The organism is Phreatobacter sp. GW821-FHT04C01 (assembly GCF_059420385.1).
In genome coordinates this window covers 1,204,002-1,223,075 of sequence record NZ_JBWKTP010000001.1, presented here as the reverse complement: position 1 = coordinate 1,223,075, position 19,074 = coordinate 1,204,002, and the positions used below count along the sequence as shown (strand labels likewise).

General features: G+C 69.1%; 15 protein-coding genes. 2 read left to right on the top strand and 13 right to left on the bottom strand.

The annotated features are described in order from the left end of the window. The first annotated feature begins 87 nt into the window (after nucleotides 1-87). The gene (locus AC07WJ_RS05755) at nucleotides 88-624 is read left to right on the top strand and encodes a nuclear transport factor 2 family protein (protein ID WP_494933547.1); all 537 of its coding nucleotides are present in this window, start codon (nucleotides 88-90) and stop codon (nucleotides 622-624) included. 81 nt (nucleotides 625-705) lie between these two features. On the opposite strand, the gene AC07WJ_RS05750 is transcribed toward AC07WJ_RS05755, so the two are convergent. Next, a complete protein-coding gene (locus AC07WJ_RS05750) occupies nucleotides 706-1,746 on the bottom strand; it encodes an OmpA family protein (protein WP_494933546.1) in 1,041 nt (346 codons plus the stop codon). A 93-nt stretch (nucleotides 1,747-1,839) separates the two neighbouring features. On the opposite strand from AC07WJ_RS05750, the gene AC07WJ_RS05745 reads away from it, so the two are divergent. Continuing rightward, the gene (locus tag AC07WJ_RS05745) at nucleotides 1,840-3,282 is read left to right on the top strand and encodes a hypothetical protein (RefSeq protein ID WP_494933545.1); all 1,443 of its coding nucleotides are present in this window, start codon (nucleotides 1,840-1,842) and stop codon (nucleotides 3,280-3,282) included. Nucleotides 3,283-3,419: 137 nt separating this feature from the next. Here the strand turns inward: AC07WJ_RS05745 and AC07WJ_RS05740 are convergent, their stop codons facing one another. From AC07WJ_RS05740 to AC07WJ_RS05685, 12 genes are all read right to left on the bottom strand, one after another. Next, nucleotides 3,420-6,524 (bottom strand): efflux RND transporter permease subunit, encoded by a 3,105-nt coding sequence (locus tag AC07WJ_RS05740; protein ID WP_494933544.1) that lies wholly within the window; start codon nucleotides 6,522-6,524, stop codon nucleotides 3,420-3,422. Between the two features lie 3 nt (nucleotides 6,525-6,527). Further along, on the bottom strand, nucleotides 6,528-9,647 hold the full coding sequence (locus AC07WJ_RS05735) for an efflux RND transporter permease subunit (protein ID WP_494933543.1): 3,120 nt from the start codon (nucleotides 9,645-9,647) through the stop codon (nucleotides 6,528-6,530). Next, on the bottom strand, nucleotides 9,644-11,020 hold the full coding sequence (locus AC07WJ_RS05730; RefSeq protein WP_494933542.1) for an efflux RND transporter periplasmic adaptor subunit: 1,377 nt from the start codon (nucleotides 11,018-11,020) through the stop codon (nucleotides 9,644-9,646). Before AC07WJ_RS05730 ends, AC07WJ_RS05735 begins: the two co-directional genes overlap by 4 nt. Further along, nucleotides 11,017-12,417, bottom strand: coding sequence for an efflux transporter outer membrane subunit (locus AC07WJ_RS05725; protein WP_494933541.1), 1,401 nt, complete (start codon nucleotides 12,415-12,417; stop codon nucleotides 11,017-11,019). Before AC07WJ_RS05725 ends, AC07WJ_RS05730 begins: the two co-directional genes overlap by 4 nt. A 338-nt stretch (nucleotides 12,418-12,755) precedes the next feature. Next, nucleotides 12,756-13,529: a sulfur oxidation c-type cytochrome SoxA gene (gene soxA / locus AC07WJ_RS05720; RefSeq protein WP_494933843.1), complete on the bottom strand. Its 774-nt coding sequence runs from the start codon at nucleotides 13,527-13,529 to the stop codon at nucleotides 12,756-12,758. A gap of 2 nt (nucleotides 13,530-13,531) precedes the next feature. After that, nucleotides 13,532-13,849: a thiosulfate oxidation carrier complex protein SoxZ gene (gene soxZ / locus AC07WJ_RS05715; protein ID WP_494933540.1), complete on the bottom strand. Its 318-nt coding sequence runs from the start codon at nucleotides 13,847-13,849 to the stop codon at nucleotides 13,532-13,534. Between the two features lie 2 nt (nucleotides 13,850-13,851). Next, nucleotides 13,852-14,319, bottom strand: coding sequence for a SoxY-related AACIE arm protein (locus AC07WJ_RS05710; protein ID WP_494933539.1), 468 nt, complete (start codon nucleotides 14,317-14,319; stop codon nucleotides 13,852-13,854). A gap of 4 nt (nucleotides 14,320-14,323) precedes the next feature. Next, the gene (soxX, locus tag AC07WJ_RS05705) at nucleotides 14,324-14,755 is read right to left on the bottom strand and encodes a sulfur oxidation c-type cytochrome SoxX (protein ID WP_494933538.1); all 432 of its coding nucleotides are present in this window, start codon (nucleotides 14,753-14,755) and stop codon (nucleotides 14,324-14,326) included. 4 nt (nucleotides 14,756-14,759) lie between these two features. After that, complete coding sequence (locus tag AC07WJ_RS05700; RefSeq protein ID WP_494933537.1) at nucleotides 14,760-16,031, bottom strand: FCSD flavin-binding domain-containing protein; 1,272 nt, start codon at nucleotides 16,029-16,031, stop codon at nucleotides 14,760-14,762. Then, nucleotides 16,028-16,345: a c-type cytochrome gene (locus AC07WJ_RS05695; protein WP_494933536.1), complete on the bottom strand. Its 318-nt coding sequence runs from the start codon at nucleotides 16,343-16,345 to the stop codon at nucleotides 16,028-16,030. The genes AC07WJ_RS05700 and AC07WJ_RS05695 overlap by 4 nt, the downstream gene beginning before the upstream one ends. Nucleotides 16,346-16,367: 22 nt before the next feature. Beyond that, entirely contained in the window at nucleotides 16,368-18,524 is a 2,157-nt protein-coding gene (locus AC07WJ_RS05690; protein WP_494933535.1) for a xanthine dehydrogenase family protein molybdopterin-binding subunit, read from the bottom strand. A 21-nt stretch (nucleotides 18,525-18,545) separates the two neighbouring features. Beyond that, nucleotides 18,546-19,010, bottom strand: coding sequence for a (2Fe-2S)-binding protein (locus AC07WJ_RS05685; RefSeq protein WP_494933534.1), 465 nt, complete (start codon nucleotides 19,008-19,010; stop codon nucleotides 18,546-18,548). Nucleotides 19,011-19,074 lie beyond the last annotated feature (64 nt).

Genomic DNA, 19,074 nt, shown 5'->3' with positions numbered 1-19,074 from the left:
GCATTCTCTCCGGCAGTCCGCCGCGCGGCCTCGCGCTAACGATAACGGCACCGACCGCCCGCGCCCGGCCCGCCGAGGAGAGCTCGCATGACCACGCTTGAACACCGCATTCGCCGCCTCGAAGACGTCGAGGCGATCCGGCACCTCAAGGCGCGCTACGCCAAATATGCCGACGAGAAATATACCGACGACCACCGGCGCAAGCCCCAGGACGAACTCGACCGGCTGGCCGAGCTGCAGGCCGGGCTGTTCACCGAGGATGCGATCTGGGACGGCGGCGAGCATTTCGGCGTCTTCACGGGACGCGCGGCCATCCACGCCTTCGTGCGCAAGGGCGGCTGGAGCTTCGCCATGCATTACTTCCTGAATCCGCTGATCGATATCGACGGCGACGCGGCGACCGGCCGCTGGATGCTCTGGCAGGCTTGCACCCTGACCGAAGGCGACACGCCCTCCTGGATGTCGGCGATCGAAGACGACGACTATGTGCGCACCGCCGACGGCTGGAAGATGAGCCGGATGACCTTCCGGCTGAAATTCATGACCCGTTTCGACGTGCCATGGACCGCGGTGCGCAATCTGCCTTTCACGGCACAGAGCGTCGATGCGCCGCCGAAGGCCTGAGACATCGTTCGAGCGATGACACGGCAGGCAAAAAAATGGCGCCGCCCGAAGGCGGCGCCACTCATCCACGCGCTGCGGCCGTCACTGCGGCTGTTGTTGAGGCTGCTGCGACTGCTGCTGTTGCTGCTGCTGCGCCAGGAGATCGGTGATCCGGCGCACCGTGACGCGGCGGTTCTCGCGTGACGGCCCCTGCGTCTGCACCTTCAGATATTGCTCGCCATAGCCTTGAGAGGTCAGGTTTTCCGGCGGCACATTGAAGTTGCGGGTCAGGATGGTGGCGACCGCCTGCGCCCGATTGTCGGACAGCGACAGGTTGTCGACATCCGTGCCGACCGCGTCGGTATGGCCTTCGATCAGGAACACCTCGTTCGGGTTGCGCTGCACCGCCTGGTTCACCGCCTGGGCGAGAGCCGCCAGGCGCTGGACCTGATCCGGCGACACCGTCCATGATCCGGTTTCGAAATTGATCGTGTTGATGTCGACGCTGCGCGTATAGGCGCGCACCGCCGGGCTGTAACGCACCTCGTCCAGCGTGTAGCGCCGCGGCAAAGGCGCGACCGGAGGCGCCGACAGCGTTTCGTAGATCAGACCCTCGTCGGCCTCACCGGCATCCAGCACATAGCGATCCTGAGGGATCTCCATGCGCGGCGGCGGCAGCACGATGACCTGCTCCTCGAAGGTCCTCGGCGGACCGCGATAGCTGTTGTCGATCAGGATCACCTCACGTCCGTCGGGGAAGCGCCGGATGCGGCGGAGCAGCTGGCCATTGTCGTCGGTGACGGTGATCACCTGCACGCCGCCCGGACGGTCATAGACCGAATAGATCTGGCCGTTGCGCCGTTCGGTCCGGATGTCGCCGCCGAGATCGCGGAACCGGGAGGTCTCGTCATGGCGCATGAAGATGCCGTCGCCGTCACGAACGATCGTGCGACCCGGCTCCTGGATAACCATGACCCCGTCGCGGCTGAACTCCTGCCGCTGCTGGCGAACCTCGTCGATATTGCCGCGGGTGCCGCGGCTGATCAGGAAGCCGCCGACCAGGCCCGCCGCGCCGCCAATGGCGAGCGCGCCGGCCGGGCCGATCCGCGAGCCGGTGCGCGGCGGCGGGGCACCGGGCGGCACGCCCGGAGGTTGTCCAGGACCACCGAAGGGCGGTTGGCCGGCGAACGGCGGTTGGCCGGGGCCACCGGGGCGCTGGCCGAACGGAGGCTGGCCTTGCGGGATCTGGCCTTGGCCCGGAACCTGCGGCTGGCCCACCTGCGGCACCGACGGCTGGCCGGGTCCCGGCGGACGGCCGGTGAAGCTGCCGGGCGGCGGCAGGCCCGGTTGGCCCGGCTGCCCCGGAATCGGCGGCTGGCCGGTGACCGGCGGGATCGGCGGTTGGCCAGGAACGCCCGGACGCTGGCCGACCGGCGGCTGGCCGGGGATGGGCGGCAAGCCTGCGCCACCCGGCTGGCCGGGCAGACCGGGGCGCTGGCCGACCGGCGGCTGGCCCGGAATGGGCGGCTGGCCGGTGACCGGCGGCTGGCCCGGAACACCCGGGCGCTGGCCAACCGGCGGCTGGCCAGGAATGGGTGGCTGGCCCGTGACCGGCGGCTGGCCCGGAACACCCGGGCGCTGGCCGACCGGCGGCTGGCCAGGAATGGGTGGCTGGCCGGTGACCGGCGGCTGGCCCGGAACACCCGGGCGCTGACCGATCGGCGGCTGGCCAGGAATGGGGGGCTGGCCCGTGACCGGCGGCTGGCCCGGAACACCCGGGCGCTGACCGACCGGCGGCTGGCCGGGAATGGGTGGCTGGCCGGTGACCGGCGGCTGGCCCGGAACCCCCGGGCGCTGGCCGACCGGCGGCTGGCCGGGAATGGGCGGCTGACCGGTGACCGGCGGCTGGCCCGGAACACCCGGACGCTGTCCGACCGGCGGCTGGCCGGGAATGGGCGGCTGGCCTTGCGGGGGCCGGCCGGTGAAGCTGCCGGGCGGCGGCAATCCGGGCGTGGCCGGCCGCTGCGTCGCGGGCGGCTGCGCCACCGGCGGTCGCGGCAATTGCGGCTGGGCAGCGGGCGGCACCGGACGCGGAGCCATGGCCGGAGGCGCGACCGGCGGGCGCGGCTCGCGCGGCTGGGCCGCAGGCGGCACCGGGCGCGGTTGCTGCGGTTGCGCGGCGGGGGGCATCGGGCGCGGCGCCATGGCCGGCGGACGCTGCTGTTGCGGCTGGGCCGCGGGCGGCATGGGCCGTGGCGCCATGGCCGGCGGCGGAGCCTGCGGACGCGGCTGTTGCGGCTGGGCGGCTGGTGGCATGGGCCGCGGCGCCTGGGCCGGCGGAGCCTGTGGCCGCTGCTGCTGCGGCGGCAGCCCCGGCGGGCGCGGGCGGCGTGGGTCCTGCTCGTTTGGCGCCTGCGCCAGGATCATATGTCCGGGAACCGCTTGCGCGTTCGCCAGGCCCGGCTGGGACAGCATGAGCGCGGGCACCATGGTGCCCGCGAGCAGCAGTTCTCTGGTCTTAGACATGTTTCCCCTTCTCGCAGCGACGTGTCGCCGGATAACTCGAGAATTAACCCCACCTCTGCATCGCATATGGCAAACGCGGCGTCATCAGGGTCAGAACACGATGAGGTTGTGGCAGAACCCCGGCGCGGCGAAATCGCCCGACGCACCGGTTGACCCTGCCAAACTCCCCGCTCCGACCGCCTCTTGCGCTCCGACAACCGCATCGGCCAGTCAATCCTGGCCCCGGCGCCGGTACCGCCCGACATCAACGCCCGCGGGCCAGACGGGTTCCCGCCGGGAGCACTTCGGCGTCACGACCGCTCGGCGGCGAGGCCTGCAATCGGTGGAGCCTTCCGACGGCTGAACCTGAGGCGCAGGTTTTCGAGTGCGAGATAAAGCGCCGGCGTGGTGTAGAGCGTCAGCACCTGGGAGACGACCAGCCCGCCGATGATGGTGACGCCGAGCGGCTGGCGCAGCGCCGATCCCGGACCGTGGCCGAGCGCCAGGGGGAGCGCGCCGAGCATGGCGGCGAGCGTCGTCATCAGGATCGGCCGGAAGCGCTCGTGACAGGCCTCCAGCACCGCCTCGCGCGGCGCCAGGCCGCGATCCCGTGTCGCTTCGATGGCGAAATCGACCATCATGATGCCGTTCTTCTTGACGATCCCGATCAGCAGAATGATGCCGATCATGGCGATGACCGAGAGATCCATGCCGGCGCCCCACAGCGCCAGCAGGGCGCCGAGCCCGGCCGATGGCAAGGTCGACAGGATCGTCAGGGGATGCACGAGGCTCTCATAGAGCACGCCCAGCACGATATAGATGACCAGCAGCGCGGTGATGATCAGCATCGCCTGGCCGCTCGAGTTCTGGGCGAAATCCTTGGCGTCGCCGGCGAATTCGGTGCGCAGCCCCTGCGGCGGGTGCAGGTCGTCGACCGCCCGCCTGAGCGCCGCCATGCTCTCGTCGAGGCCCGCGCCTTCGGCCAGATTGTAGGTGATGGTCACCGACGGGAACGGCCCCTGGTGATTGACCACCAGCGGCGCGGTGGTGGTGTTCACCTTGACCAGCGCCGACAGCGGCACCTGCACGCCGCCGGTGCCCGGCACATAGATCCTGGAAATGTCGTTCGGCGAACGGGCGAAGCGCGGCTCCACCTCCAGGACCACCTTGTACTGGTTGCGAGGCCCGTAAATGGTCGCGATCTGGCGCTGCGAGAAGGCACTCGCAAGCGCCGCGTCGATGCTGCTCACCGCCACGCCCAGTCGCTGCGCGGCCATCCGGTCGATGTCCAGATTGGTCTGCAGTCCGCCGCGCTCCTGATCGGTCGAGATATCGACCAGTCCCGGCACCTTGCGCACCGCCTCGACGATCCGCGGCACCCAGGCCTGCAATTCCGCGTAGTCGGCATCCCACAGCGTGAACTGATATTGCGACTTGCCGGACCGCGCGCCGACCCTGAGATCCTGGGCCTGGACGATGAACACGCGCATGCCCGGGATATTGGACAGCGCCCGGCGCAGACGCGCGATCACCGCGGATGTCTCGACCTGCCGCTCCGCCAGCGGCTTCAGCGAAATGAACAGCCGTCCGTTATTGACCGAACCGCCACCCCCGCCGCCGACGGACGAGGCCGCGCCGGCGATCGCCGGATCATTGGCGATGATGGCGTTCACCTGGGTCTGCAGCTCGCGCATGGCCGGAAACGAGATCTCCGGCGACGCCTCGGTCCAGGCGATCAGCAGGCCGGTATCGTCCTGCGGGAAATAACCCTTGGGCAGTTTCTGGAACAGGAAGATCGTGCTGGCGATGGTCAGCACCAGCACCAGCGACATCGGGCCGGGATGGGCGACCACCGGCCTGAGCGTGCGCAGATAGGCCCGCGTCATGGCGTCGAGCGCCGCGTCGATGGCACGGCCGATGAGCCAGGGCCTGGCGTCGCCGGCCGGTTTCATGCGGGCGATGATCATTGGCGTCACGGTCAGGGAGACAACCGCCGATACGGCGATGGCGAACACCATGGTCCAGGCGAATTCGCTGAACAGCCGGCCGATCACGCCCTGCATGAACAGCAGCGGAATGAAGGCGGCGATGAGCGAGATGCTGATCGACACGACGGTGAAGCCGATCTGCCGCGCGCCGTCGATCGCGGCCTGCATGGGGCTGAGCCCCATGGCGGCGTGCCGGTCGGCATTCTCGATCATCACGATGGCGTCGTCGATGACGAAGCCGACCGCCACGATGATCGCCATGAGCGACAGGATGTCGATCGAGAACTTGGCGAACCACATGCAGGCGAAGGCGCCCGCCAGCGACAGCGGCACGGTGATGCCGGCGGCGATCGTCGCCCGCGCGCGCCGCAGAAACACCAGCACGACGGCCATGACCAGCACCACCGAGATCGCCAATGTCCGATAGAGCTCGGTGACGCTCGCGCGGATCGTCGTGGTGCGGTCGTTCATGATGGAGATGTCGATGCCGGCCGGCACCCAGCGCTTCAGCTCCGGCAGCAGCTCACGCACCCTGTCGACGGTTTCGATGACATTGGCGCCGGCCTGCTTGGTGATGATCAGCACCACCGACGGCTTGCCGTTATACCAGCCGGCCGCGCGCGAATTGCGGGTCGAATTGCGCACGTCGGCAATGGCGCCGAGGCGAATGACGTCGCCATTGGCGGCGAACAGGATCAGCGCCTTGTAGTCTTCGACCTTGGTGATCTGGTCGTTCGCCGCCAGGGTGTAGGACGTGCGGTCGCCTTCGATCGATCCGGCCGGCGACAACGTATTGGCATTGACGATGGCGGTGCGCACCGCGTCGATGCCGAGCCCGAGCGAAGCGAGCACACCGGGATCGACGCGCACGCGGATCGCCGGCTGCTCGGCGCCGGTGACGGTCACGTCGGCGACCCCGGGAAGCTGCGAGATGCGCTGCGCCAGGACGCTGTCGGCGGCGTCGTAGAGCGCGCTGGTCGGCAAGGTGTCGGAGGTGAGCGCCAGGATCAGGATCGGCGCGGCCGCCGGGTTGACCTTACGGAAAACCGGCAAGGACGGCAGGTTGGGCGGGAGATCAGTCGCGGCCGCGTTCAGCGCCGCCTGAACGTCGCGCGCCGCGCTGTCGATGTTGCGGCCGAGCTCGAACTGCACGGCGATCTGGGTCGAGCCGAGCGAGCTGGACGAAGTGATCTCGGTCACGCCGGCGATCTCGCCGAGCCGTCGTTCCAGCGGCGCCGCGACGGTCGCCGCCATGATCGCGGGATCGGCGCCCGGCTGCGATGCCTGCACCCGGACGGTCGGCAGGTCGATGCTCGGCAGGCTGGACACCGGCAGGAAGATATAGGCGACGATGCCGACCATCAGCAGCCCGACCGCGAGCAGGCTCGTCGCGACCGGCCTCAGGATGAACGGCGTGGAGAAGCCCATCGCTCACTCCCCCGGCTTGATCGCGGGCTGCTGACCGGGCACGTGCGTGGTGCCGCCCAGCGCCAATCTCAGCCGCTCCAGCTCCAGGTAGATGACCGGCGTCGTATAGAGCGTCAGCAACTGGCTGAGCAGCAGGCCCCCGATAATGGTGATGCCGAGCGGAATGCGCAATTCCGAGCCCGTGCCGTGCTGCAGGGCGAGCGGCAGCGCGCCGAACAGGGCCGCCAGCGTCGTCATCATGATCGGCCGGAAGCGCAGCCGGCAGGCCTCGATGATGGCCGAGCGCGGGTCCATGCCGCGTTCGCGCTCCGCGTCGAGCGCGAAGTCGATCATCATGATGGCGTTCTTCTTGACGATGCCCATCAGCAGGACGATGCCGATCAGGGCGACCAGCGAGAGGTCGTTGCCGGTCAGCCAGAGCGCCAGCAGCGCGCCGATGCCAGCCGACGGCAAGGTGGAGAGAATGGTGATCGGATGGATATAGCTCTCATAGAGCACGCCGAGCACGATGTAGATGACCACCACCGCGGCCAGAATCAGCCAGGGCTGGCCGGCGAGCGAGCGGGCGAATTCGGCGGCCTCGCCGGCGAAATCGCCCGACACGGAATCGGGCACGCCGAGCTCGGCGCGGGCCTGCGCGATGGCGGTCACCGCATCGCCGAGCGCCGCACCGGTCGCCAGGTCGAAGCTGACCGTCGCCGACGGAAACTGCTCCTGGTTCGACAGCATCAGCGGCGCGGTGCCCCGCTCGATCCGGGCAACCGACATCAGCGGTATCGGCACGGTGGCGCCGGTCGCCTGATTGACGGCGGGAACATAGAGACGCGCGATCGCGGCGGGATCGCTGGCCTGGCTGGGATCCGCCTCCAGGATGACCCGGTACTGATTGGTCTGCGCATAGATCGTGCTGATCTGGCGCTGGCCATAGGCATCGTAGAGCGTGTCGTCGATCCCCTGGATCGACACCCCCAGTCGCGCTGCCGCATCCCGGTCGATCTGGATCGTGAGCCGCCCGCCGCCCTCCTGGATCTCCAGCGAGACGTTGCGGAACTGGGGCTCGGTCTCGATGCGCTCGGCGAGCCGCCGGGCCCAGCCGACCACCTCCGGGCGTGACGCCCCGACCAGCGTGTACTGATACGCCGCCCGGCTTTCGGTCGAGCCGATCTGGATGTCCGACACCGGCCGTACCGTCACCACCAGCCCGGTCAGATCGCGCAGCGCGGCGCGCTGCAGGCGCTCGGCAATCTCGCTCGCCGTGTCGGAGCGGTCGTCGCGCGGCCGGAGAATGATCTGCATCCGCACCATGTTGGTGGTCGGATTGGAGGCCGCGGCGCCGGCCACCGAGACCAGCCCGGTCACGTCGCCATCGGCGCGGAACAGTGTCGTCGCCTCCTCCTGCAGCCGCTTCAGTTCGGGAAACGACGTGGTCGGCCCGGCCTGCAGGATCGCCGTCAGCACGCCGGTATCCTGCGGCGGCAGGAACCCCTTGGGCATGACGACATAGAACCAGACCGTGATGCCCAGCGTCAGCGCGGTCAAAAGCAGCATGCCGGCCGGCCGGTCGACCACCCAGGCGACACTGCGCCCATAGGCGTCGACCAGACGCGTGCTCCAGGTCGCCTTCTGCTCGCCCTCGCTCTCCGGCTCGTGCTTCAGCAACCGGCTGCACATCATCGGGCTGAGCGTGAGCGACACGACCGCCGAGACGACCACCGCGATGGTCAGCGTCAGCGCGAATTCGCGGAACATGCGACCGACCAGGCCGCTCATGAACAGCAGTGGGATGAACACGGCGACCAGGGACACCGTCAACGACACGATGGTGAAGCCGATTTCCTTGGAGCCCTTGAGCGCGGCCTCGAACGGCCCCTCGCCCCGCTCCATGCGCCTGACGATATTCTCGATGATGACGATGGCGTCGTCGACCACGAAGCCGGTGCCGATGGTCAGCGCCATCAGCGACAGGTTGTCGAGCGAGAAGCCGACCAGCGACATCACGGCAAAGGTGGTGACCAGAGACAGCGGCAGGGCGACGCCGGCGACCACGGTGGCGCGCCAGGACCGCAGGAAGACCAGCACCACCATGACCACTAGGCCGACGCTGATCGCCAGCGTCAGCTGCACGTCGTGGATCGAGGCCTTGATCGTTCCGGTCCGGTCATTGACCACGACCAGCTTGGCCCCGCTCGGCAGGGCACGCTCCAGGCGCGGCAGCTCGGCCAGGATGCGCTCGACGGTCTTGACCACATTGGCGCCCGGCTGGCGCTGGATCGACAGGACGATCGACGGCTTGCCCTGGTACCAGGCGCCGACCCGCGTGTTTTCCAGGCCGTCGGTGACGCGCGCGAGATCCGACAGCAGCACCGGCGCGCCGTTGCGATAGGCGATGATGACCGCCTTGTAGGCGGAGACCGCCGTCACCTGATCGTTGGCGGCGATGGTGAAGGACTGGCGCGGGCCGTCGAGCGAGCCCTTCGGGCCGGCGACATTGGCCGCGGTGATCGCGGCCCGGACATCCTCCAGCCCGATCTGGTAAGCGGCCAGCCGACTGATATCGGCCTGGATGCGGACGGCGGGTTTCAGGTTGCCGGCGACCGAGACACGGCCGACGCCGGAGATTTCGCTCAGCCGCTGGGCCAGAAGCGTATCGGCGATATCCGCGAGGCGTTCGAGCGGCGCGGTCTCGGACGTGATCGCGAGCGTCACCACCGGCGCGTCGGCGGGGTTCACCTTCGAATAGGTCGGCGGATAGGGCAGCGTGCGCGGCAGCACCGAGCCGGCCGCGTTGATCGCCGACTGGACGTCCTGGGAGGCTGCGTCGATGTCGCGGTCAAGGTCGAACTGCAGCGTCACCTGCGACAGCCCGAGCGAGCTCGACGAGGTCATGCTGGCAAGCGAGGGAATCTGCCCGAGCTGTCGCTCCAGCGGCGCGGTCACCAGGGCCGCGACGGTGTCTGGATTGGCACCGGGCAGGAGGGTGGTCACCTGGATCGTCGGGAATTCGACCTGCGGCAGCGACGACACCGGCAGCCTGAGATAGCCGAGCACGCCGGCCAGCACGAGAGCGAAAGCCAGGAGCGACGTGGCGATCGGCCGGTGGATGAAGGGCGCGGAGACGTTCATGGCGTCGCCGGAGCTCCGCGGGGCTGGCCTCCGTTTTCGGCCCGGCGCCCGCGCCGTCCCTGCTGCGGCTCTGCGGGCGCGGCCGGACCGTCCTGTGCCGTGGGGTTGCCGGGCGCCGGTGTTGTCTGCGCCGCCGGAGCATCGGTGGGGCTGGTCGGCGCGGCCGGGGCCGGGGCGCCGCCCTGGCCTTGCGCCACGCGCACCGCCGCGCCGTCGGCGAGCCTGGCGAAGCCGATCGTCACGACCCGGTCCTCCGGCGTCACGCCCGACAGCACCGCGAGCCCCTCGGCCTCGCGTGTCACCTGCACCGGCCTGACCCCGACGCTGGTCTCGCCCTTCATCACATAGACGAAGGTGCCGTTCGGGCCGCGTTGCACCGCTTCGCCCGGCACCACCGTCACGCCCTTCAGGATGTCGACTTCGAGCCGTATCGCAACATATTGACCGGGCCACAGATGCGCGGCGTCATTGCCGAAGATGGCCTTCAGCTTCACCGTCCCGGTGGTCTGGTCGATCTGGTTGTCGACGACTTCCAGTGTGCCGGTCTCCTGCACCCGTCCGCCTTCGGCACTGACGATTTCGGTCTTCGGTCGGCCGCGCGCCAGCGCCGCCACCACGGTGCGCAGCTGCTGCTGCGGCACCGCGAAGGTCACCGCGATCGGATTGACCTGGGCCACCACAACCAGTCCGGTGGTCGAACTCGCCTGGACGAAATTGCCCTCGTCGATCAGGCGGATGCCGGTGCGGCCGTCGATCGGCGAGACGATCGTGGTATAGGACAGGACCGCCTTGGCATTGTCGATCGCCGCCTGGTCGAGCCGGACCTGGGCCTCGTATTGGGCGACCAGCGCGCGTTGCGTGTCGGCCTGCTGGCGCGAACCGGAATTGTCGGTGGCAAGCCGGGTGTAGCGCGCGAGATCGAGCCGCGCATTGGCCAGGATCGCCTCGTCCTGGGCCTTCTTGGCGACCGTCTGGTCATATTGCGCCTGGTAGACGGTCGGATCGATCCGGGCGAGCACGTCGCCCGCCTTGACCGTCTGGCCCTCGCGGAAAGTCACCTCCAGCAGCCGCCCGTCGACCTGCGGCCGCACCGTCACGTTGCGCAGCGGCAGGACCGTGCCGACCGCGTCGATATGAACGGGCACGTCGGTGATACGGGGCGCCGCCACCACCACCGAAGGCGGCGGATCGCCGGCAAAGCCGCCGCGCCGGCCACCGCCACCACCGCCGCGCGGGCCGGCGCCGCCGCCCGGATTGGCCGCACCCGGCGCCTGCACCGTCTGGGCCGGGCGATAGACGGTCCACCAGTAATAGCCGCCGCCCGCCGCGGCGGCGGCGAGAACCAGCAGGAAAAAGCCGGACGTCCGCTTCATGGCGTGCGCCTCCATTCGGCGTCCGCATTCGGCACCACGGCCGTATGTGATGTCTCCGGCGTCCATCCGCCACCCAGCGCCTGGAACAGCGACACCGAGGCGAGCGCCCGCGCGAGCCGCGCCTGCGCCAGGGCGTCCTCCGACGAGAACAGGGACTGCTGGGTGTTCAGGAGGGTCACGATATCGATGACGCCGGCGGTGATACGGTCATCGGTGATCCGGAAAGCACGCCTCGCCGCCGCCACCGCCTGCGCCTGATAGCGCACCTGCTCGGCCGTCTGCCGCGTTCCCTCGAGGCCGTTGCTGACATCCGACAGGGCGGTCAGCACGGTCTTGCGGTAGGTCTGCAGCGATTCGTCATAAAGGCCGCGCTGCAGTTCGAGATTGCCGCGCAAGGTGCCCGTGTCGAAGATCGTCTGGGTGGCGCTGGCCGCCACCGAATAGATCGCCGAATGCGGCTGCAGCAGCAATCCGAGCGCGGCGCTCTGGAACCCGCCCTGGCCGGTCAGGCTGATGGTCGGGAAATAGGCGAGCCGCGCGGCACGGATATTGGCGTCGAGCGAAGCCAGCCGGATCTCGGCTTCCTTGACGTCGGGCCGGCGCTGCAGCAGGTCCGACGGCAGGCCGGGCCGCACCGCCGGGATCGACAGGTTCGCCAGCGAACCGCCGCGCGGGTCGAACTGTTGCGGCACGCTGCCGACCAGAATGGCCAGCGCGTTGCGCGTCGAAACCACCTGCTGGCGCAGGCTCGGCACGACCGCGCGCAGGTTCGCGGCGAGAGCCTCCTGTTGCGAGATCTCGAAATCCGACACGGTGCCGGCGGTGGCGCGGGCCCGGATCGCACCGAGAATGCGGCTTGCCGAGGCCGCGTTGCGCTCGGCGATGCCGACCCGGTCCTGCAGCGCCAGAAGCTGGAAATAGGTCGAGGTCACGGTCGCCGCGGCGACCAGCGCGACATAGTCCTTGTCGACCCGGCTCGCGGCGGCGGTCGCCTGGGCCGCCTCCAGCAGCGTGCGATTGCGGCCGAAGACATCGAGAATGAAGGTCGTATTGACCCCCAGCGCGAATGAACTCGTCTCGAATCCGGCCCCCGACGACCGCGCGCGGCTGCCGCTGGTCGTGCCGTTGAGCGTCGGCAGCAGCGGCGCCCGCGCCGTCATGATCTGCGCCTCGGCCTGCCGGATGCGCGCGATCGCCGCGTTGATGTCGAGATTCTTCTCGAGCGCGGTCTCGACCAGCTGGGTCAGCGCCGGCAACCGGTAGGCGCGCCACCAGTTCGCGCTGATATGGCCGGTCTGAGGTAAGGCCTCGGTATAACGGGCCGGCATCTGGAAGCCGAGCTCCCGTGTCGGCGTATCGGTCGAGCAACCACTGATGGCCAAACCCGCAACGGTCATCATGACCGCGCGAAATACCCGCGATTCTCTCTTCGAATATCGGTCTATGCGTTCAACAATCGTCGACATGATGCAGTTCTGTTATAATCAAAACCAGCCGGTCCGGGGACGGCTGGTCAATCAGCAAGTCATCCGCCGCCAGTCGGGACGGGGATGCGGTCTCGCGAGAGTGCACTGATCCCATCTGTTTGTGTCATTACAATTTGTCCATGGCGCATGGTGTATCATTACGTTTCCCGTTGTCATTGCGCGGCGACGGGCTGTGCCGTCTTTCCTGGCATCCGCCATCATTCGTCCACAGCTTTGCAGGGACATTGCGCCGGCGGTTCGGGACCGGCTCAGGGGCGCACGGCGGGAGTCTCGACCGGCATGCCACGCGCCCGCGTGGCCAGATAGAGTTCGAGCGCGATCGCTTCCGCCGACCCCGCCGCGAAGGGCTCGGCCCTGACACCGACCATGCAGTTGCGCAGGCGGCGCGCCAGCGAACCCATGCCCTGCCATTCGAGCCGGTAGATCGGATAGCCGGTCGGATGGGCCTGCGGGATGATGCTGCCGCCGAGCCGGCGTCCCCAGTTGTCGTCGTGACACTGGCTGCAGGACAGATCGAGCTGGCCCATGCGCCGCCGGAACAGGTTCTCGCCATCGGTCCGGAAGGATGCGAGCCGGGCGTCTTCGGGCGGCGCGACCGCCATGCCGCGCGACTGCCGGCCGACAAAGGCCGTCAGCGCCAGCATTTCAGCGGATTCGGGCGGCAGCGGCGCGACACCCTGGCGCTCGCTGCGACACAGGTTGATCCGGCCGGTCAGGTCGATCGGGCGGCGGCTGCCGGCGTCGAAGGCCGGATAGCGGGCCGCGACGCCGCGCATCGAGGTCGTGGCGTCCCCATGGCAATCGGCGCAGGCGCCGCTGGCCGGTCCGGCCTTGGCGTTCCACAAGGCCTCGCCCGCGCGGACCGCCAGCATGCCTGGATTGGACGTGTCCTCACGCTGCATGGCCTGGGTTTCCGGCTGCATCTGGTCGAAGCCCGAGAGACGTTCGGCCGGCGCGATATCGCGGGCCGCCAGCGGCAGCGAGGCGAGCCCCAGGATCACCAGCGCGGCGGCGGAGCGCATCGTCATGCCACCGTGATGACCGCAGTCTCGCGCCAGACCTGGCCCTTCTCGTCGGTCCATTCGAATTCGACCGTGCCGGTCCGGGTCGCGACGGTGGAGAAGACGATGAAGGGATTGGAAGCGATGGCCTGGGTCAGTTCCATCCGGAACACCTCGGCGCCGTCATAACGGCAGGTGAACAGGCTGATAATGTCGCGCGGCACCGGCTGGCCGCTGTCGTCCCTGTTGTAGCCGGTATGCATGGGGTGCGAGATCAGCGTCTTGATCTCGATGATCTCGCCGGCTCTCGCCGTTTTCGGAACATTCAGGAGGGCGGCCATGGTCATCCCTCCAGGCAGGCGGCGAGCGTCACGATCACCTCGACGGTCGCCGACCAGAAGGTGCCGTCGCTCAATCGGGCGACCGCGGTGACCTGTTGCGTATCGGCAAGCCGGATCCGCGTCTGGAACCCGGCGCGGCCCGAACGCGGCCCGAAATAGCCGGTCGCGACATTGGGCTGCGGGTTCTTCTCGTTGAACACGGCGATCGCCGTGACGTGGTCGGCGGCGGTCATCGGACTGTCGACGCTGACCGCCAGCGGCACGGCATTGCCGTTTTCGACCAGTGGCGGAATGTCGAGCCGGACGCGTCCGATGGCCACCGCATCGCCGCCGGTGAAACGCCTGATCGCCTCAGCCATTCCGGCCGGCGTCGCGCGAGCCTGGGGCACGACCATGACCGAGACGAGGCCGGCGGCCGCGGCGAGGCAGGCGCGGCGCGACGGCAAGGCGTGGTCGATCGTCCCAGGCATCGGTTCAATCCTTGAGGCTGACGAGATAGGCGACGACATCCTCGATCTCCTGGGCGGTCAGGATGGTCCGGCCGCGCAGGGCCGGCGCCAGCCGCTCGAACCCTTCGGTCCGGAAATAGGACGGCATGATCGTGTCGGGGTTGAGACGCGAGGCGTCGATCAGCCGGCTCCGCAGCTCCGCGGCGCTCCAGCGGCGGCCCGCGCCGTCGAGCGCCGGCGCGAGATTGCCCATGAAGCGCTCCTCCGGGATCGGCCCTGGATGGCACAGCAGGCAAAGGCCCTTGCGCCGGTCGGCGACGATGGCCCGGCCGCGCACCGCATCGCCCGGCATGTCGGTAAGCGCGGCCGCGCCGGCCCCCGGTCCGGCCGGCCACCGGGCCGGCCCCTGGGCCGCCGCCCCGGCCAGGCCCGCCAGCATCATGCCGAGAACCAGCATTCCTCTAGCCATAGACGTCGCTGGTAATGGTCTGGAACCAGGCTTCGGCATAACGCGCCTCGGCACTGCGCTGCTCGCGCGGGGCGTCCAGCGGGCTGGTGCCGCCGGCACCCTCGATATCGGCCAGCAGGCCGTTGGCCGGCCGGTAGACGCCGGCGACCGAAATGCCGTAGTCGGGCGCGACCAGGCTGTAGCAGGTGTTGATCAGCCGGACCGGCGGCGGCTCGGCGCCGCGCAGCATGGCCGCCACCGCCAGCGCGCAGGCCTTGGCCTGGGCATTGGCCGAGAAGGCGGATTTCGGCATGGCGCCCATGATGCCGGCATCACCGACGACGTGAATGCCCGGCTGGCGCCGCGCTTCGAACGACACCGGGTCGACCGGGCACCAGCCGCTGCGATCGGTGACGCCGGCGAGCTCGGCGATGCGGCCGGCACGCTGCGGCGGAATGATGTTGACGACATCGCCCCTGTGCCGGCCGAAATCGGTGACCAGCGTCTTTTCGCCTACATCGACCGAGGTCACCGTGCCGCCGGCCGACTGGCCGACCCATTCGACCAGCCCGGGATAGAGTTCGCTCCAGGCCTTCTGGAACAGCCGCTGCTTGGAGAAGGTGTCCTTGGCGTCGAGCACGATCAGTTTGGAGCGCGGCTTGTTCGCCTTCAGGTACCAGGCGATCAGGCTGGCACGTTCGTAGGGGCCGGGCGGGCAGCGATAGGGATTGGCCGGCACCGACATGACCACCGTGCCGCCATCGGCCATCGCTTCGAGCTGGCGCGCCAGCAGCACCGTCTGCGCGCCGGCCCGCCAGGCATGCGGCAGGACCTCGGCGGCTCCGGCACCGTATCCCTGGACGGCGCCATAGTTCAGCTCGATGCCCGGAGCCAGGATCAGCCGGTCGTAACCGAGCACGGCACCGCCCGCCAGCGTCACCCGCCGCGCCGCCGGATCGACACCGGTGGCCGTGTCGATGACGAGCTTCACCCCGGCGGCGACAAGCCCGTCATAACCGAAGCGCTGCTGATCGAGACGGCGCAGGCCGACCAGAACGGCATTGCTGAACGGACAGGCGAGGAAAGCCGCGTCACGCTCGACCAGCGTCACGGCATGGCCGGTGCGGGCGAGCATCCGCGCCGCGGTTGCGCCGCCGAAACCGCCGCCAATAACCACCACCGCGGGCCGCGCCTGGGCCCGCACCAGCCGCGGCGCCGCCAGACCGAGGGCGGTCGCCATGCCGGCGCCGAGCACGGCCCGCCGATCCGGACGGGATGGCGTCATGGCGGTTTCTCCCGGGCGAACCATGCGGCGAGCGCCTTGATCTCGTCTTCCGAAAAGCCCTTGGCGATGCGGTCCATGACGGTGGCCGGCCGTGTGCCGGCGCGAAAGGCCAGCATGGCCTGGGTGATGCCATCGGCCGGCATCCCGGCAAGCGACGGGACCAGCCCGCCGGGCGCGGCCGGATGGCAGCCGCCGCAGGCGAGAGCCCCCGGCGGCATCGTTTCTCCTGGCGTGCCCTGGGCGCGAGCGGCGAGCGAAGCCCCCGCCAGAACCGCGGCGGCGAGCCCCGCCGCGACGGCGCCAGATCCACGCATGACCCGTCGGCTCCTGCCCACCTCAGGCCAGTTGCTGGTTCTTCAGCGGGATCGAGCGGATACGCTTGCCGGTCGCCGCGAAAATGGCATTCAGCACCGCCGGCGCCGCCACCGCGATCGTCGGTTCGCCGACCCCGCCCCAGAACCCGCCCGAGGGCATCAGCACGGTTTCGACCTTCGGCATCTCGTCCATTCGCAACACGTTGTAGCTGTCGAAATTCTCCTGCTCCATTCGCCCGCCCTTGACGGTGCATTCGCCGTAAAGAAGCGCCGAGAGCCCATAAGCGAAGGAACCGGCGATCTGCGCGTCGACCTGCTGCGGATTGACGACATAGCCGGGGTCGGTGCTGGCGACGATGCGGTGGATCTTCAGCCGTCCCTTGTCGACCGAGACCTCGGCGCAGGCGGCAATATAGCTGCCGAAGGCCATGAGATGAGCGAGCCCGCGGAACACGCCGGCCGGCGCCGGCGTGCCCCAGCCGGCCTTTTCGGCGACCGCGTTCAGCACCGCGAGATTTTTCGGGTTGCCGCTCATGATCTCGCGCCGGAACGCCAGCGGATCCTTGCCGGCGGCCTTGGCGAGCTCGTCCATGAAGCACTCGACATAGATGGCGTTCTGATTGGCATTGACGCCGCGCCAGAAGCCCGGCGGCACATGCGGATTGCGCATGGCGTGGTCGACCAGCAGGTTCGGGATGGTGTAACCGAAGGCCGCCTCGCCACTCGGCGCGACGCCCTGGAACACCACGCGGTCGACGCCGTTCTGCATGTTCTGCGGCGCGAGACCGGCAAGGATCGACTGGCCGGAAATGCGCATGTGCAGGCCGACCAGCTTGCCGTTGGCGTCGAGGCCGCCGACCATCTTCGCCTGCGTGATCGGGTGGTAGCGCCCGTGCAGCATGTCCTCCTCGCGCGACCACAGGAGCTTGATCGGCGTGCCCGGCATCTGCCTGGCGATCAGCACCGCCTGGCGGACGAAATCATGGGTCGCCCCGCGCCGGCCGAAGCCGCCGCCGAGATGAAGCTTGATGACGTCGCATTTCTGCACTGGCAGTTCGGCCGCGGCGGCGGCCGCCGCCAGCGCCGCCTCGCCGTTCTGGGTCGGGCACCAGACCTCGCATTTGTCGGCCGTGAACAGCGCGGTGGCGTTCATCGGCTCCATCGTGGCGTGGTTCTGGAACGGATAATTATAGACCGCCTCGACGGTCTTGGCCGCCCCGGCAATGGCTTTGCGAGCATCGCCCGCCTCGTTGCCGACAAAGGCCTGGGGCGCGTCGAGGCCCTCCTTCAGCATGGCGTCGATGGTGGCGCTGCTGACCTGGGCATTGGGTCCCTCGTCCCAGACGATCGGCAGGGCCTCGAGCGCGGTCTTGGCGCGCCACCAGGTGTCGGCGACCACCGCCACCGCGCTATCGCCGACCTGCACCACGCGCTTGACGCCGGGCCTGGAAGCGATCGCCGCCGCGTCGAAACTCCTGACCCTGCCGCCGAAGACGGGGCAATCCTTGATCGCAGCGTTCAGCATGCCCGGCAGCACCAGGTCGGCGCCATAGACCTGCCGGCCGTTCAGCTTGTCGGCGGTATCCAGCCGCATCACCGGCTGGCCGGCGATGCGCCAGTCCTTCGGGTCCTTGAGCGGTACGTCCTTCGGCGGCTCGATCCGCGCCGCCGCGGCCGCCACCTGGCCATAGCTGACCGAGCGGCCGGAGGCCGCGTGGCTGATCCGGCTATTGGCGGCCCGGCATTCGGAGGCGGCCACGCCCCATTGCTGGGCGGCCGCCTGGATCAGCATGACGCGCGCCGCGGCGCCCCCCTGGCGAACATAGTCCTGGCTCTCGCGGATGCCGCGGCTGCCGCCGGTCGAATAATTGCCCCAGACGCGGTTGCGCGCCAGGTTCTGGCCCGGGCTCGGATATTCGGTGGTCACCTTCGACCAGTCGCATTCGAGCTCCTCGGCGACCAGCTGGGCGAGCCCGGTCAAGGTGCCCTGCCCCATTTCCGAGCGGGCGATGCGAATGACGACGGTATCGTCGGGCTTGATGACGACCCAGGCATTGACCTCCGGGGCGATGCCCTGGGCGAGCGCCTCGCCCTCGAAGGGCACATGGAAACCAAGCGTGAAACCGGTGGCGGCCGAAGCCACCAGGAACGAGCGGCGTGAAACATCGAGCGTTGTCATGGCAATCCCCTGTTTCCGCCGTCAGCCGCGCCGCACGCCGCCATCGGCGGCCAGATGGATTGCCGCACGCACCCGGTTATAGGTGCCGCAGCGACAGATATTGGTCATTTCCGTGTCGATATCGGCGTCGGTCGGCTTCGGATTGGCGGCCAGCAGCGCCGCAGCGGCCATGATCATGCCCGACTGACAGTAGCCGCATTGCGGCACGTCGAGTGCCGCCCATGCCTTCTGGACCGGGTGCGAGCTGTCCGCGGACAGGCCCTCGATGGTGACGATCTTCTGCTCGGCGGTGACCGAGCCGACCGGCATCGAGCAGGAGCGCACCGGCTGGCCGTCGATATGAACGGTGCAGGCGCCGCATTGGGCGATGCCGCAGCCATATTTGGTGCCGGTCAGGCCGACCTGCTCGCGCAGCACCCAGAGCAGCGGCGTGTCATCCTCGACCGTCACGTCGACGGCCTTCCCGTTGATCATCAGTCGCGGCATGGTGCTTCCCCCTTGTCGGCAAGGCTCTTGGGCTTGGTGCTTGGGCAAGGCATTTGGCGACAGG